At 63.1% G+C, this 15,119-nt stretch carries 12 protein-coding genes; 9 read left to right on the plus strand and 3 right to left on the minus strand.

All coding sequences use genetic code 11. From position 1 onward, the window contains the following. Positions 1-154 precede the first annotated feature (154 nt). The 6 genes from VCS63_RS22100 (at position 155) to VCS63_RS22125 (ending at position 5,182) form a co-directional block, all read left to right on the plus strand. Positions 155-910: an RNA polymerase sigma factor FliA gene (locus VCS63_RS22100; protein WP_063642544.1), complete on the plus strand. Its 756-nt coding sequence runs from the start codon at positions 155-157 to the stop codon at positions 908-910. A gap of 530 nt (positions 911-1,440) precedes the next feature. Then, positions 1,441-2,694: a FliC/FljB family flagellin gene (locus VCS63_RS22105; protein ID WP_323881032.1), complete on the plus strand. Its 1,254-nt coding sequence runs from the start codon at positions 1,441-1,443 to the stop codon at positions 2,692-2,694. Positions 2,695-3,023: 329 nt separating this feature from the next. After that, positions 3,024-3,854: a hypothetical protein gene (locus tag VCS63_RS22110; RefSeq protein ID WP_323881033.1), complete on the plus strand. Its 831-nt coding sequence runs from the start codon at positions 3,024-3,026 to the stop codon at positions 3,852-3,854. A 354-nt stretch (positions 3,855-4,208) separates the two neighbouring features. Then, on the plus strand, positions 4,209-4,568 hold the full coding sequence (locus VCS63_RS22115; RefSeq protein WP_175201716.1) for a type II toxin-antitoxin system RelE/ParE family toxin: 360 nt from the start codon (positions 4,209-4,211) through the stop codon (positions 4,566-4,568). Then, positions 4,565-4,885, plus strand: coding sequence for a helix-turn-helix domain-containing protein (locus VCS63_RS22120; RefSeq protein WP_175201715.1), 321 nt, complete (start codon positions 4,565-4,567; stop codon positions 4,883-4,885). Before VCS63_RS22115 ends, VCS63_RS22120 begins: the two co-directional genes overlap by 4 nt. Positions 4,886-4,987: 102 nt before the next feature. Then, entirely contained in the window at positions 4,988-5,182 is a 195-nt protein-coding gene (locus VCS63_RS22125) for a putative motility protein (protein WP_063642554.1), read from the plus strand. A gap of 118 nt (positions 5,183-5,300) precedes the next feature. Here the strand turns inward: VCS63_RS22125 and lpdA are convergent, their stop codons facing one another. Genes lpdA through aceE form a run of 3 tightly spaced genes read right to left on the minus strand, consistent with a single transcriptional unit; the run spans position 5,301 to position 11,468 of the window. Next, the gene (gene lpdA, locus VCS63_RS22130) at positions 5,301-7,085 is read right to left on the minus strand and encodes a dihydrolipoyl dehydrogenase (protein ID WP_063959812.1); all 1,785 of its coding nucleotides are present in this window, start codon (positions 7,083-7,085) and stop codon (positions 5,301-5,303) included. A 12-nt stretch (positions 7,086-7,097) separates the two neighbouring features. Then, complete coding sequence (aceF, locus tag VCS63_RS22135; protein ID WP_323881034.1) at positions 7,098-8,747, minus strand: dihydrolipoyllysine-residue acetyltransferase; 1,650 nt, start codon at positions 8,745-8,747, stop codon at positions 7,098-7,100. Positions 8,748-8,759: 12 nt separating this feature from the next. Beyond that, complete coding sequence (gene aceE, locus VCS63_RS22140) at positions 8,760-11,468, minus strand: pyruvate dehydrogenase (acetyl-transferring), homodimeric type (RefSeq protein ID WP_063642557.1); 2,709 nt, start codon at positions 11,466-11,468, stop codon at positions 8,760-8,762. A gap of 353 nt (positions 11,469-11,821) precedes the next feature. Between aceE and VCS63_RS22145 the strand changes: the two genes are divergently transcribed. The 3 genes from VCS63_RS22145 to folD are packed head-to-tail and all read left to right on the plus strand — an operon-like array spanning position 11,822 to position 15,047. Next, positions 11,822-13,576: a PAS domain-containing sensor histidine kinase gene (locus tag VCS63_RS22145; RefSeq protein WP_013393358.1), complete on the plus strand. Its 1,755-nt coding sequence runs from the start codon at positions 11,822-11,824 to the stop codon at positions 13,574-13,576. Then, complete coding sequence (locus tag VCS63_RS22150) at positions 13,573-14,199, plus strand: response regulator transcription factor (RefSeq protein WP_042793256.1); 627 nt, start codon at positions 13,573-13,575, stop codon at positions 14,197-14,199. The genes VCS63_RS22145 and VCS63_RS22150 overlap by 4 nt, the downstream gene beginning before the upstream one ends. Beyond that, positions 14,196-15,047 carry a bifunctional methylenetetrahydrofolate dehydrogenase/methenyltetrahydrofolate cyclohydrolase FolD gene (gene folD, locus VCS63_RS22155; protein WP_323881035.1) on the plus strand — a complete coding sequence of 284 codons (852 nt, stop codon included), beginning with the start codon at positions 14,196-14,198 and terminating at the stop codon, positions 15,045-15,047. The genes VCS63_RS22150 and folD overlap by 4 nt, the downstream gene beginning before the upstream one ends. Positions 15,048-15,119: the final 72 nt, after the last annotated feature.

Consider the following 15,119-nt stretch of genomic DNA (forward strand, 5'->3'; position numbering starts at 1 on the left):
CTTTGAGGAATGAAATGCCCTTATTTGCCGACAATGGCACCTTGCAGATCACTCAATCCAGCTAGCTTTAGCGCAGCCGCGCGTTTGTCGACAATGTCGCGAATTGACAACAACCGACAACGCGTCACGATGGACACCGCCAGACATTCCCGCAATGCCCCACGCAGATGACAGCCTGGTCGAATATGCCCCGCTAGTGCGGAAGCTGGCCCTGCAATTGCTCGCCAGACTACCGGCCAGCGTAGAACTCGACGACCTGATACAGGCCGGCATGATCGGCCTGTTGGACGCCGTGCGCCGTTACCAGGAAACCGCGGACGCCCAGTTCGAAACGTATGCCACCACCCGCATCCGCGGCGCGATGCTGGACGAACTCCGCGGCCAGGACTGGTTGCCGCGCAGCGTGCGCGCCAAGGCGCGCAAGATCGAGCAGGCGATCCAGCAACTCGAACAGCGTTTGATGCGCGCGCCCAGCGAAGCCGAGATCGCGCAACAGCTCGCCATGCCGCTGGACGAGTACCAGACGCTACTGCACGACGCCCAAGGCGTGCAGATCGTGCATTACGAAGATTTCACTACTGAGTCCGACGCTGCCGGCGGCCCGTCCGACTGGGCAGCCACCCTGAACCATGGGGCGGCCGGCGGTAATCCACTGGACTCGCTCTTGGCCGGCGACTTCCGCCAGGCGCTGATCCATGCGATAGACGCCCTCCCCGAGCGCGAAAAACTGTTGCTGTCGCTCTGTTACGAACAAGGGCTGAACCTGAAGGAAATCGGCGCGATCCTGAACGTGACCGAGGCGCGGGTGTGCCAGCTGCGGTCCCAGGCGACGGCGCGGATCCGGGCGAAGCTCAAGGAGCAGGCCTGGCAGGAATTGCCGCAGGATGGACAAATCGCGCAGGTGATTTAGGCCTGAGCGCATCCGCGCGCACCAGCAATCTGCTGCGCGCAACCGCCGCCACTAAAGAAGTGCCAGCAAAACGGACGCAACGAGCGTCCGTTTTGCTTTGGGTGCCGAAAACGTTTTGCTTTGGTTGCCGAAAACACATCGACCGTTCCGGACGACGCCTGCCTACTTTCCTCCGGGGACAACGAGGATGGATGGCCCTATAGAGGGATGCCCCCCGTAGATGGGTAGCCCTATACCCAGCAAAGGGGTAGTCCCATACATAGCCACCCAATATAGCCGCCCCGACTTGGTCCCCCGACATGGGGGTCGGACCTCACCCGCTGAGGCATGACCAGCGCGCCCGGGAAGAACAACAAGGTGGAAGAAAAATTTCGACTTTCGCGAAATAGCGCTAAAGATTGATTTTGGAGTGCCGTAATCCTGGCAACGGAGAGATTCCTAGACACCAAGTCGACGAACTTTCCCGTTAACACCAGTGGGCGGCCTTGCTGCCCAGTTTGAAGAAGCCTTTCTCTCTTGGGAGCCTGAACATGGCTGCAGTTATCAATACCAACTACCTCTCGCTGGTTGCTCAGAACAACCTGAACAAGTCGCAATCTTCCCTGGGCAGCGCCATCGAGCGCCTGTCGTCGGGCCTGCGCATCAACAGCTCCAAGGACGACGCCGCTGGCCAAGCCATTGCCAACCGCTTCACGGCCAACGTCAACGGCCTGACCCAAGCCGCCCGTAACGCCAACGATGGCATCTCGATCGCTCAAACGACCGAAGGCGCACTGAACGAAATCAACAACAACCTGCAACGCATCCGTCAGTTGTCCGTGCAAGCGGTCAGCGGCACCAACTCGGATTCCGACCTGCGCTCGATCCAGGACGAAATCCAGCAACGTCTGGACGAAATCGACCGTGTGTCGACCCAAACGCAATTCAACGGCGTTAAGGTCCTGTCGGCCGACAACAAGCTGACGATCCAAGTCGGCGCCAACGACAACGAAACCATCAGCATCGATCTGAAGCAAATCACCGCCGGCACGCTGGGCCTGGGCAGCTTCAGCGTCGCGGGCCCGACTGTCAACGCATCTGGCGCGATCACGAAGGCAGACGGCACTGCCGCCACCTCCGTGGGGGCGGCCGAATTCAAGAAGGTCTTCGGCAACGATACCCAATTCACGGCATCTGCGGTCAGCTTCGGTAGCGGCGCTCAGGCTGACTTCGCCCAAAAGCTGGGTGTTGCCTCGGGTAGCATTTCGCTCGGCGCTGATCTGAAGTCCGATGGTCGTGGCAACTGGTATGCCACCGTGACCGTCACCCCCTCTACGGCTACTGAAGTCGAAAACTTGGCCAGCCGCGGCATAACGGTCGGCGCGGATGGCAATGCCCTGGCATCTGGGGCCGCCTCCCAGTTCTACATCGCCGTGAACCCGCAATCGACCACTTCGACGGGTACCGCTACCGCCGCGTACACGCTCACCAGCAGCGACCTCAGCGTGGCCGCCATGACCACCGGCTCCACCGCCAACCCGCTGGCCAAGCTGGACAAGGCGCTGTCGGACGTCGACTCCCTGCGCGGTGAACTCGGCGCGGTCCAGAACCGTTTCGAATCGACGATCGCCAACCTGAACAACACCATCACCAACCTGTCCGCCGCCCGTTCGCGTATTCAAGACGCCGACTACGCCACGGAAGTGTCGAACATGACCAAGGCCCAGATCCTGCAACAAGCTGGTACCTCGGTTCTGGCGCAAGCCAACCAAGTGCCGCAAACGGTTCTGTCGCTGCTGCGTTAATCACGCCGCAACGCCTGACGCTCGGGTAGACGCAGAGCTGAAAGGCTTTGCTCTCCAGGCACCGACCGAGGGCCCTCACGCCCTCGTCGAGACTAACAAGCCGGCATACGCCGGCTTGTTTTATTTTTTTAGGTACGGCACCCAGTTTGCATGGGCCCTATTTGCTCACGACGGACATGAGCAACGAAGCCGCCAAGTCCGAGGTGTCCGGGCACGGTATTCACCCGCGTCGCAATCTAGCCCCATTTTTTCGGACTGTTCTCCCTTTTCACGCGGTCCATTTGGCTCATACTCCCGATTGCACGCCTTTGTATCCATAGTTTTCCAACATGACCGCGACGCCCTCCGATCCACACGCTACGCAGCACGGCAGCACCCCGGATCCAGATACCCAGGCGCCGATGGATGCGCAGACCCAACGTCTGCGCGACGAGAACCGCGCGCTGCGCGAATTACTTGTTGCCCAGGCGCAGGCCACGCCCTCCCCGCAGGAGCCTGGCCCGCTGCGGCGGGTGATTTGGTGGTTGATTTCCGCGCCCGGCGCCGCGCTCGTCGGCTGGCGCGCGTTGGTCGGACGCGAAGACGGGCGACCTCTCACGGGCAAACGCGTGGGGTATGCCACGTTGACGGTGCTGTACACGCTGGCGATCTACGGAGCGCTGGTGCTATTGGTAGTGTCTTGGAGTTCGCCGAATACGACGTCTTCCAGTGCTACGACAGCTAGTCCGGTACGAGTACCGCTGCTCCCTCCGCCCCTTAACGGGGAATCCGTGTCGACACAGCCAGAGTCGGCACCGGTAGCCCCGTCGTTGCCGGCTGCGAAGTCGGAACCGGAGCCAGCAGCCTCGATACCCAAGTCGGAAGCCACACCCACCGAGCCACGCGTCGCCCCGCCTACGCAGCCTGAGCATGCGTCCATGCAACGTGTAGCCACGAACGCGGGCGACGATCCTGGCACCGCGCCCAAATCCATCCTGCGCGTGACCGAGATCCCCGCAGAAAACCCTATGGCCTGGATTGACGAGCTGAAGAAGGAGTTAGCACGTTGCTCAACGATGGGCTTTTTCGAGCGTCCAGACTGTTCGTGGGCCGCACGCAAGCAATTCTGCGAACCTAACCACGCATGGGGCACTATCAACGAGTGCCCAAACCGGCCCTGAGGGTACGAGCCTTCGCTAAGGAATCGCGTATGAGGGCAAACTTACTGAGTCTGAGCGGCGCTGAACGACCCTGATTCTGGCTTTCGCTAGCGGGTGAAAAGCCACACCGATCAACGACACACAAATAACCGACGTCCAGCGCGCCAGTGCTGAAATCATCCCTATCTGCGGGCACGTCGGGTCATGAACACCCCTATCCTGTCTGCTGCCCGGCTTTTTACGCTACGCAGACATGGACCTCACACACCGCATATATCTCCAGCCTCCACCGCAGCGCCGAGTCGTTCCGGCGGTCATTCAACGCACTACAGCGAATGTTCAAGCATTGCTATTTATATCCGAACGGATATAATAATGAACAGAAAGCTGCTGTACTGGGAGGGCTCCGCCAAGAAGGACTTCAAGAAGTTCCCGATTGAAGTCCAGAAAGACATGGGCGTGGCACTATTCGTCGTTCAGCTTGGAGGCGAACCGGTTTCGGCCAAGGTCTGGAAAGGACTGGGACCGCGGGTGTATGAGATGGTCGACGACTATCTTGGCGATACCTTCCGGGCGGTCTATACCTTGCGGATGGGTGATGCGGTCCACGTGCTGCATGCTTTCCAGAAGAAGTCCAAATCCGGCATCGCCACACCGCAGCCGGATATCGAACTCATCGAAAAACGCTTGAAGGCCGTATTGGCCCGGCATGAGTCCGGCAGGAGTAAGCAATGACACGTAAAGACCATTCCCACGGTACCGACAACGTCTTGGAGGACCTGGGGTTCGAAGACGCCGCCGAACTATCCGCCAAAGCGGCGTTGGCGCTCAAGCTAAATAAGCTGATCGACGAGCGCGGGCTCAGCCAGATCGACGCCGCTACGCTTACCGGCATGACCCAGCCCAAGGTCTCGCAGGTTCGGCGCTACAAGTTGCAGAATATCTCGTTGGAGCGCCTGATGCGGGCATTGGTGTCACTGGACCAACACGTGGAGATCGTGGTGGAGCCGGCGCGACGGACGCATGCGCCAGGTATTACCGTCGCCGCCTGAAAATCGCATTTCTTTGCCAAGAATTCCGTGCATTAAGATGCGCTCCACGAGATAATTCGGCGTCGGCCTGTACCGCCTTCTACACACTAGGACACCCCCAGCATGGACGCTTCGATCAGCAGTACCGTCAATACCGCCCTGGCCTTGAATGACGCGAACCTCATGCAGGAAGTGCAGGCGCGCGTGCTGAAGAAGGCGATCAATGCGCAGGCGGATACGGCCCTGACCTTGATGCAGTCGCTACCCGTGCTGGCCGTGGATGCCACGCTGGGGTCGCGCATCGATACGCACGCCTGAGCGCAGCGCAGACCTGAACGCAGCGCACGCCTGAACGCAGCCCACAAAAAAAAGCGCCGGTCCCTATCCAGGGCCGGCGCTTTTGCTTTACCGGGCAGCAGCATGGCTGCCCGGCGCTTTACTTCTTCTTCATCGGCGGCAAGTCGGTGCAGACGCCTTCGGCCACTTCGGCCGCCATGCCTACCGACTCACCCAGGGTCGGGTGCGGGTGGATGGTCTTGGCGATGTCGACGACGTCGGCGCCCATTTCGACCGCCAAAGCCAGTTCGCTGATCAGGTCGCCAGCGTGGGTACCCACGATGCTGCCGCCCAGGATGCGATGCGTTTCGGCGTCGAAGATGAGCTTGGTGAAGCCTTCGTCGCGGCCATTGGCGATGGCGCGGCCGGAGGCGGCCCAGGGGAACACGCCCTTCTCGATCTTGATGCCCTGCTTCTTGGCTTCGTCTTCGGTCAGGCCCACCCAGGCCACTTCCGGATCCGTGTAGGCCACCGACGGAATGACGCGGGCGTCGAAGAACGACTTCTGGCCTGCGGCGGCTTCGGCGGCGACGTGGCCTTCATGCACGGCTTTGTGGGCCAGCATGGGTTGGCCGACGATGTCGCCGATGGCGTAGATGTGCGGCACGTTGGTCCGCATCTGGCGATCGACTTCGATGAAGCCGCGGTCGGTCACGGCGATGCCTGCGCGGTCGGCGCCGATCTTCTTGCCGTTGGGGCTACGGCCCACGGCCTGCAGCACCAGGTCGTAGCGCTGCGGTTCCTTGGGAGCGCCCTCGCCTTCGAAGGTGACGTAGATGCCGTCCTTCTTGGCTTCCGCGCCCACGGTCTTGGTCTTCAACATGATGTTGTCGAAGCGGTAGGCGTTCTTCTTCTGCCATACCTTGACCAGGTCGCGGTCGGCGCCCTGCATCAGGCCGTCCAGCATTTCCACGACGTCCAGGCGCGCGCCCAGCGTGGAGTACACCGTGCCCATTTCCAGGCCGATGATCCCGCCGCCGATGATGAGCATCTTCTTGGGCACTTCACGCAGCAGCAAGGCGCCGGTGGAGTCGACGATGCGATCGTCCTGGGGCAGGAACGGCAGCTTCACCGATTGGCTGCCCGCGGCGATGATGGCTTGCTTGAAGCGCAGGGTCTGGGTCTTGCCGTCGGCGGCCTTGACCGTCAGGTGGTTGGGGTCGGCGAATTCGCCGACGCCATGCACCACGGTGACCTTGCGCGCCTTCGCCATGCCAGCGAGGCCTCCGGTCAGCTTGGCGACCACGCTGTCCTTGTAGCCACGCAGCTTGTCCAGGTCGATCTTGGGCTCGCCGAAGCTGATGCCGTGGGCAGCCAGTTCGCGGGCTTCGTCGATGATGGCGGCGTTGTGCAGCAGCGCCTTGGACGGAATGCAGCCCACGTTCAGGCAGACGCCGCCGAGCGTGTCGTAGCGTTCCACCAGGACCACGGACAGGCCCAGGTCGGCAGCGCGGAAGGCGGCGGAATAGCCGCCGGGACCGGCGCCCAGCACGAGCATGTCGTACTCGCCGTCGGCCGTGCCCTTGAAGCTTGCCGCTGCAGGCGCTGCGGCCTGGGCGGCCGGAGCCGGGGCGGCCGGCTTCGGCGCCTCGGCGGCCTTGGGAGCTTCCTTCGGAGCTTCCTTGGCTGCCGGCGCGGCAGCGTCCGACGCTTCCACTTCCAGCACGACCGTGCCTTCGGCGACCTTGTCGCCGACCTTCACGTTGATGGACTTCACCACGCCGCCCTGGGACGCGGGGATTTCCATCGAGGCCTTGTCGGACTCGACGGTGATCAGGCTTTGTTCGGGCTTGATCGTGTCGCCCACGGCGACCAGCACTTCGATGACTTCGACTTCCTTGAAGTCGCCGATGTCCGGCACTTTGATTTGAACGGTATTGCTCATGGGGCTCCCCGTTTACAGCGCGATGCGGCGGAAGTCGGCCAGCAAGGCGCCCAGATAGGCGTTGAAGCGCGCGGCCGCGGCACCGTCGATGACGCGATGGTCGTAGGACAGCGACAGCGGCACGATCAGGCGCGGCACGAACTGCTTGCCGTCCCAGACGGGCTTGTGCGAGGAGCGCGACACACCCAGGATGGCCACTTCAGGAGCGTTGATGATGGGCGTGAACGAGGTGCCGCCGATGCCGCCCAACGACGAGATCGAGAAGCAGCCGCCCTGCATTTCGGCGGGCGAGATCTTGCCTTCGCGCGCCTTCTTGGACAAGTCGGTCATTTCCTGGGCGATCTGCAGGATGCCCTTCTTGTCGGCATCGCGGATCACCGGCACCACCAGCCCATTGGGCGTGTCGGCGGCAAAGCCGATGTGGTAGTACTGCTTGAGCACCAGGTTGTCGCCGTCCAGCGAAGCGTTGAACTCGGGGAACTTCTTCAAGGCAGCGACCACGGCCTTGATCAGGAAGGCCAGCATCGTGACCTTGATGCCCGACTTCTCGTTTTCCTTGTTCAGCGTGACGCGCAGCGCTTCCAGGTCGGTGATGTCCGCTTCGTCGTTGTTCGTGACGTGCGGGATCATGACCCAGTTACGGTGCAGGTTCGCGCCGGAAATCTTCTTGATGCGCGACAGCGGCTTGGCTTCGATGGGGCCGAACTTGGTGAAGTCGACCTTCGGCCACGGCAGGAGGCCCAGCGCGGCGCCATCGGCGGAACCGCCCGCGGCGGCCGCGGCCGGGCCGGCAGCCAAAGCCTGCTTGACGAAACCGCGCACGTCGTCGGCGGTGATACGGTCCTTGGGACCCGAGCCCTTGACCTTGCTGAGGTTCACGCCCAGTTCGCGCGCGAACTTGCGCACCGAAGGCGAAGCGTGGGGCAATTGGCCGGGCTTGAGGTTAGCGTCTTCCAGCGCGGCAGCGGGTGCCGGACGCTGCGCGGCGGGCGCAGGCGCTGGCGCGACCTCTGCCTTGGCAGCGGGCGCGGCGGCAGCTTCGGCCTTGGCGGCAGGCGCGGCAGCGGCGGGCGCGGCGCCCTCCACCACGACGACGACCGAGCCCTTGGCGACCTTGTCGCCTACCTTGACCTTCACTTCCTTGACGACGCCGCCTTGGGAAGCGGGGATTTCCATCGAAGCCTTGTCGGACTCGACGGTGATCAGGCTTTGCTCGGCCTTGATCGTGTCGCCCACCGCGACCATGACTTCGATGACTTCGACTTCCTTGAAGTCGCCGATGTCCGGCACTTCGATGTTCACCGGGCCGGAGGCGGCAGCCGGTGCGGCGGCGGCTGCCTGCTGCGGAGCAGCCTTGGCTTCGGCCTTGGGAGCCTCTTCCTTGGCGGGCGCGGCAGCCGGGGCGGCAGCTTCGCCTGCGCCCGACGCTTCTACTTCCAGCACGACCGTGCCTTCCGCAACCTTGTCGCCTACCTTCACGCTGATCGACTTCACCACGCCGCCTTGCGACGCGGGAATCTCCATCGAGGCCTTGTCGGATTCGACGGTGATCAGGCTTTGTTCGGCCTTGATCGTGTCGCCCACCGCCACCAGCACTTCAATGACTTCCACTTCCTTGAAGTCGCCGATGTCGGGAACCTTGATTTGCACGATGTTGCTCATGTCTCTTTACCCTCAGGCGTATTGCGGGTTGGCTTTGTTCGGATTGATGCCGTACTTCTTGATGGCTTCAGCCACCTTGGCGACCGGCACCTTGCCTTCGTCGGCCAGCGCGCGCAGCGCGGCGACCACGACGAAGTGGCGGTCCACTTCGAAGTGCTCGCGCAGCTTCGCGCGGAAATCCGAGCGGCCGAAACCGTCGGTGCCCAGCACCTTGTATTCGCGGCCCTTGGGCACGAACGGGCGGATCTGGTCGGCAAAGAGCTTCATGTAGTCGGTCGACGCGATGATCGGACCTTCCGTCTTGGCCAGCTGTTCCGTGACGTAAGCCACCTGCGGCTTCTTCTCTTCGGGGTGCAGCATGTTGTGGCGTTCGGCGTCCAGGCCGTTACGGCGCAGTTCCGTGAAGCTGGTGACGCTCCATAGGTCCGAGGCCACGCCCCAGTCGGCTTCCAGCAGTTCTTGCGCGGCCATGACTTCGCGCAGGATCGTGCCCGAGCCCATCAGCTGCACGCGGTTCTTGCCCTTGCCGTGCGACTTGAGCTTGTACATGCCCTTGATGATGCCTTCCTCGTCGCCCTGGGTCAGACCGGGCTGCGGGTAGTTTTCGTTCATCACCGTCAGGTAGTAGTAGACGTTTTCCTGGTCTTCCACCATGCGCTTCAAGCCATGCTGGATGATCACGGCCAGCTCATGGCCGAACGTCGGGTCGTACGACACGCAGTTCGGGATGGTGGACGCCAGGATGTGGCTGTGGCCGTCTTCGTGCTGCAGGCCTTCGCCGTTGAGCGTCGTGCGTCCGGCAGTGCCGCCCAGCAGGAAGCCGCGCGCCTGCATGTCGCCTGCCGCCCAGGCCAGGTCGCCAATGCGCTGGAACCCGAACATCGAGTAGTAGATGAAGAACGGGATCATGATGCGGTTGTTAGAGGAGTACGACGTGGCCGCCGCGATCCACGAGCTCATCGCACCCGCTTCGTTGATGCCTTCCTGCAGGAGCTGGCCGTCGGCCGCTTCCTTGTAGTACATGACCTGGTCCTTGTCGACCGGGGTGTACTTCTGGCCTTCCGGCGCGTAGATACCGATCTGGCGGAACAGGCCTTCCATGCCGAACGTGCGCGATTCGTCGGCCAGGATCGGCACGACGCGCGGACCCAGTTCCTTGTCGCGCAGCACCTGGTTGAGGATGCGCACGAAGGCTTGGGTGGTGGAGATTTCACGGCCTTCGGCGGTGGGCTCCAGGACGGCCTTGAAGGCTTCCAGCGCGGGAGCCTTGAGCTGCTCGTCGGCCTTGGCGCGGCGGTGCGGCAGATAGCCGCCGAGCGCGGCGCGGCGCTCGTGCAGGTACTTCATTTCGGGCGAATCGTCGGCCGGCTTGAAGTAAGGCAGATCGGCCAGCTTGTCGTCCGGGATCGGAATGCCGAAACGGTCGCGGAATTCGCGGATCGAATCCAGTTCCAGCTTCTTCTGCTGGTGGGTCGGGTTCTTGGCCTGGCCGACATGGCCCATGCCGTAGCCCTTGATGGTCTTGGCCAGGATGACGGTGGGCTGGCCCGTGTGGGTAGCGGCGGCGTTGAACGCGGCGTACACCTTGTGCGGGTCATGGCCGCCGCGGTTCAGGCGCCAGATGTCTTCGTCGCTCATGCGCGACACGGCCTCCAGCAGCTTGGGGTGCTTGCCGAAGAAGTGCTCGCGCACGAACTTGCCGTCATTGGCCTTGTACGCCTGGTACTCGCCGTCGACGGTCTCTTCCATGATCTGGCGCAGGATGCCTTCCTTGTCGTGCGCCAGGAGCGGATCCCAGTAGCCGCCCCAGATCAGCTTGATCACGTTCCAGCCCGAGCCGCGGAAGTCGCCTTCCAGCTCCTGGATGATCTTGCCGTTGCCGCGCACCGGGCCGTCCAGGCGCTGCAGGTTGCAGTTGATGACGAAAATCAGGTTGTCCAGCTTTTCGCGAGCAGCCAGGGCGATGGCGCCCAGCGATTCGGGTTCGTCCATTTCGCCGTCGCCGCAGAACACCCAGACCTTGCGCTTGCTGGTGTCGGCGATGCCGCGGGCGTGCAGGTACTTCAGGAAGCGGGCCTGATAGATGGCCATCAGCGGGCCCAGGCCCATCGACACCGTCGGGAACTGCCAGAAGTCCGGCATCAGCTTCGGATGCGGGTACGAGGACAGGCCCTTGCCGTCCACTTCCTGGCGGAAATGGTTCAGCTGGTCTTCGGTCAGGCGGCCTTCGAGGTAGGCGCGGCCGTACATGCCGGGCGAGGTGTGGCCCTGGAAGTACACCAGGTCGCCGCCGTGGTTTTCGTCTTCGGCGTGCCAGAAATGGTTCTGGCCGCAGCCGATCATGGTGGCCAGCGAGGCGAAGGAGGCGATGTGGCCGCCCAGGTCGCCGCCGTCCGGCGGGTTGTGCTTGTTGGCCTTGACCACCATGGCCATGGCGTTCCAGCGCACGTACGAGCGGATGCGCGATTCCAGCTCCAGGTTGCCCGGGTGGGCCGGCTCCAGGCCGGGGGGAATCGTATTGACGTACGCGGTGTTCGGCGAGAACGGGATATGGGCGCCGGAACGACGCGCTTCGTCGATCAGGCGTTCGAGCAGATAGTGGGCGCGCTGCGGTCCTTCACGATCAAGGACTGCCGCCAGGGCTTCGAGCCACTCCTGGGTTTCAAGGGTGTCTTCGTCGTTGGCGGCCTGTGCGGCGCCAGCCTGGGCGTAAGAGGACATCGTGTGTCTCCTGTTGGGTTTGTTCGTGACCGCACCCGCTTTACTTGTCTACTCGCGGACATTGCATGGTAGCCGGGATCATCCGGGCTACCATGTCAATGCATGGGGTCGGGGTGTTCTAGAGACCTGCTACTGGGTCGGTTCCCTATCAGCGGGCATTCTAAGAAAGAAGGTTAACCGGTCGCAAGAAAAATTTCATGTTGCGGTACGGCATTTCATAATGCGGAAAATTTAAAGCAAGCTGAACGCGTTGGCGTCATACTTTTAAGCAGGTACTCCAAAAGGACGAGTCGATTCCCGGCAAATCCCTGCCAACACGCACTAAAATGCGCGGTCTATCCGGCCCGAATTCCATGTCCAGCGCGCCCAAATCCAATATTCCTACGCCGTTCCACGATCACGCCCGCACTCGCAGACGCGGGGTGTACTGGGTCACGCCAGCCATGGTGCTGATTCTCTATATCTGTGTAATGGCGGTGTTTTTCTGGCTGCAGCGCATCCATGACGACAGCGTCATGTTTGTCACCATTGACCAGGAAATGCGCCAGCAACGCCTGATCTGGGTGGTGCTGGCCCTGTCCTGCGTGATCGTCATCAGCCTCTTGATGCTGTGGCGCTATACCCGCTTCCGCTCGGCGGCCGAAGCCGCCCTGATCGCCGAAACCGGATTCCGCCGCGCCATGGAAAACTCCATGTCCACCGGCATGCGCGTGCTGGATATGGAAGGCCGCATCGCCTATGTGAATCCCGCGTTCTGTCGCATGATCGGCTGGAACGAGGCCGACCTCATCGGCCGCAGCCCGCCCTTCCCCTATTGGGTGCCCGGCCGCCACGAACAGCATCAGCACACGCTGGACGTGCTGATGTCGGGCAAGACGCCCAGCAGCGGCCTGGAAGTCGAGGCACAGCGGCGCGACGGCTCGCGCTTCACGGCGCGCATGTATGTGTCCCCCCTGCTGGACCCCAACGGCAACCAGATCGGCTGGATGACCTCCATGACCGACATCACCGAACCCAAGCGCATCCGCGAGGCCCTGACGGCCGCGCACGAGCGCTTCATGACGGTGCTGGAAGGACTGGATGACGCCATCTCGGTCACCGCCGACACTCACGACGGCCTGGAGCTGCTGTTCGCCAACCGCACCTACCGCCGCGTGTTCGGCGCCCAGACCGGCGGCCACGACGAACTGCTGGCCGGCCGCCGCGGCCGTTTCACCGACGAATCCGTGGAAGTCTTCGCGCCGTCGGTGCAGCGCTGGTTCGAGGTGCACCACCGCATGCTGGCCTGGACCGACGGCCGCCGCGTGCGCATGCAGGTCGCGCGCGACATTACCGAGCGCCGCGTCCACGAGGAAGCCTCGCGCGTGCAGCAGGAGAAGATCCAGCTCACCAGCCGCCTGACCACCATGGGCGAAATGGCCTCGTCGCTGGCGCACGAACTGAACCAGCCGCTGACCGCCATCGCCAACTACAGCATGGGCGCCGTCGCCCTGGTCAAGGCCGGCCACACCAGCCCCAACATGCTGCTGCCCGCGCTGGAAAAGGCGGCCTCGCAGGCCGAACGCGCGGGCAAGATCATCAGCCGCATCCGCGAATTCGTGAAACGCAGCGAACCGCGCCGCCAGCGCGTCGCGATCAGCCGCATCGTCGACAATGCCATCGGCTTTGCCGAGATCGACGCCCGCAAGCGCCGCATCCGGATCGACCGGTTCGTGCCGTCGAATGCGCCGGACGTGCTGGCCGACCCCATCCTGATCGAGCAGGTCCTATTGAACCTGCTGAAGAACGGGCTGGAAGCCATGGAAAAGAGCGAATCCGACGAGCTGAAGGTCGCCGTGATCCTGCATGAACAGCACATCGAGGTTGCCGTGGTCGACCGCGGCCACGGCCTGGCCGAGCCCGAGCGCCTGTTCGAACCCTTCTTCAGCACCAAGACCCAGGGCCTGGGCATGGGGCTGAATATCTGCCGTACCATTATTGAATCGCATCACGGCCGCTTGTGGGCGGATCCCAATCCCGCCGGCGGCACCATTTTCCGCTTTACCCTGCCCTGCGCTGCACCCCAGTCGCAGGCCCAGAACGATCAGTCCGAGGAGTTGCACGCATGAACACGCCCCACCTGTCGAGCACGGTTTTCATTGTTGACGACGACGAAGCGGTCCGCGATTCGTTGCGCTGGCTATTGGAGGCCAATGGCTATCGCGTTCGCGCTTACGCCAGCGGCGAATCCTTCCTGGAAGACTACGACGCCAGCCAGGTCGGCGTGCTGATCGCCGACGTGCGCATGCCCGGCATGAGCGGCCTGGAACTGCAGGAACAATTGATCGCCCGCAACGCCCCGCTGCCCATCGTGTTCATCACCGGCCACGGGGACGTGCCGATGGCCGTGTCCACCATGAAGAAAGGCGCGGTCGACTTCCTGGAAAAGCCCTTCAATGAATCCGATTTGCGCGAGATCGTGGCGCGCATGCTGGAGCAGGCCACGCAGCGCGTGACCAAGCACCAGGCCCAGAAAGACCACGAAGCCATGCTGGCGCGCCTCACCGCGCGCGAGCAGCAGGTGCTGGAGCGCATCGTCGCGGGCCGCTTGAACAAGCAGATCGCCGACGACCTGGGCATCAGCATCAAGACCGTAGAGGCGCACCGCGCCAACATCATGGAAAAACTCGAAGTGACCACCGTAGCTGATTTGATGAAAGTAGCCCTGGCCAAACCCGAGGCGACCGCATGACCGCAAGGATTATCGACGGCGCGGCCCTCTCGGCGCGCATTCGCGAAGAAGCGGCCCAGCGCGTTGCCGCCCTGGCTGCCAAGGGCACCCGCCCCGGCCTGGCCGTGGTGCTGGTGGGTGAAGATCCCGCGTCCCAGGTGTACGTGCGCAACAAGGTTGCCGCCTGCGAAAAGGCCGGCCTGCATTCCGTCAAGGAGCAGTACCCCGCGGACATGACCGAGGCCGAACTGCTGGCCCGCATCGCCATCCTGAATCAGGACCCGACCATACACGGCATCCTGGTGCAGTTGCCGCTGCCCAAGCACATGAATTCCCACAAGGTCATCGAAGCCATCGCGGCCGAGAAGGATGTGGACGGCTTCCACATCAGCAACGCCGGCCTGCTCATGACCGGCCAGCCCTTGTTCCGCCCCTGCACGCCCTACGGCGTGATGAAGATGCTGGAATCGGAAGGCGTGACGCTGCGTGGCGCCGAGGCCGTGATCGTGGGCGCCAGCAATATCGTCGGCAAGCCCATGGCGATGCTGCTGCTGCAGGCTGGCGCCACCATCACCATCTGCAATTCCAAGACGCGCGACCTGGCGGCCCAGACCCGCCGCGCCGACGTGCTGGTCGTCGCCACCGGCAAGCCCGGCATGATCGACGGCTCGATGATCAAGCCCGGCGCCGTCGTGATCGACGTGGGCATCAACCGCGGCGCCGACGGCAAGCTCTGCGGCGACGTGGACTTCGCCTCGGCCAAGGAAGTGGCAGGCGCCATCACGCCCGTCCCGGGCGGCGTGGGCCCCATGACCATCGCCATGCTGCTGGTCAACACCATCGAAGCGGCCGAACGCGCCGCGGCCTGACGGCCGGCGCGCCCGCGGCCGGCCTGGCCGCGGGACGGGTCTTGCGATCTGCCCTTGCGTTCGGGCAGATCG

It is taken from the genome of Achromobacter sp. D10, assembly GCF_035282245.1.
In the GTDB taxonomy this organism is placed as follows: Bacteria; Pseudomonadota; Gammaproteobacteria; order Burkholderiales; family Burkholderiaceae_B; genus Achromobacter; species Achromobacter insolitus.

What these genes read in the sequence shown, in the direction of transcription:
- VCS63_RS22100 (WP_063642544.1), top strand. Translation starts at nt 155, where the DNA reads ATGCCCCACGCAGATGACAGCCTGGTCGAATATGCCCCGCTAGTGCGG.
- VCS63_RS22105 (WP_323881032.1), top strand. Translation starts at nt 1,441, where the DNA reads ATGGCTGCAGTTATCAATACCAACTACCTCTCGCTGGTTGCTCAGAAC.
- VCS63_RS22110 (WP_323881033.1), top strand. Translation starts at nt 3,024, where the DNA reads ATGACCGCGACGCCCTCCGATCCACACGCTACGCAGCACGGCAGCACC.
- VCS63_RS22115 (WP_175201716.1), top strand. Translation starts at nt 4,209, where the DNA reads ATGAACAGAAAGCTGCTGTACTGGGAGGGCTCCGCCAAGAAGGACTTC.
- VCS63_RS22120 (WP_175201715.1), top strand. Translation starts at nt 4,565, where the DNA reads ATGACACGTAAAGACCATTCCCACGGTACCGACAACGTCTTGGAGGAC.
- VCS63_RS22125 (WP_063642554.1), top strand. Translation starts at nt 4,988, where the DNA reads ATGGACGCTTCGATCAGCAGTACCGTCAATACCGCCCTGGCCTTGAAT.
- lpdA (WP_063959812.1), bottom strand. Translation starts at nt 7,085, where the DNA reads ATGAGCAATACCGTTCAAATCAAAGTGCCGGACATCGGCGACTTCAAG.
- aceF (WP_323881034.1), bottom strand. Translation starts at nt 8,747, where the DNA reads ATGAGCAACATCGTGCAAATCAAGGTTCCCGACATCGGCGACTTCAAG.
- aceE (WP_063642557.1), bottom strand. Translation starts at nt 11,468, where the DNA reads ATGTCCTCTTACGCCCAGGCTGGCGCCGCACAGGCCGCCAACGACGAA.
- VCS63_RS22145 (WP_013393358.1), top strand. Translation starts at nt 11,822, where the DNA reads ATGTCCAGCGCGCCCAAATCCAATATTCCTACGCCGTTCCACGATCAC.
- VCS63_RS22150 (WP_042793256.1), top strand. Translation starts at nt 13,573, where the DNA reads ATGAACACGCCCCACCTGTCGAGCACGGTTTTCATTGTTGACGACGAC.
- folD (WP_323881035.1), top strand. Translation starts at nt 14,196, where the DNA reads ATGACCGCAAGGATTATCGACGGCGCGGCCCTCTCGGCGCGCATTCGC.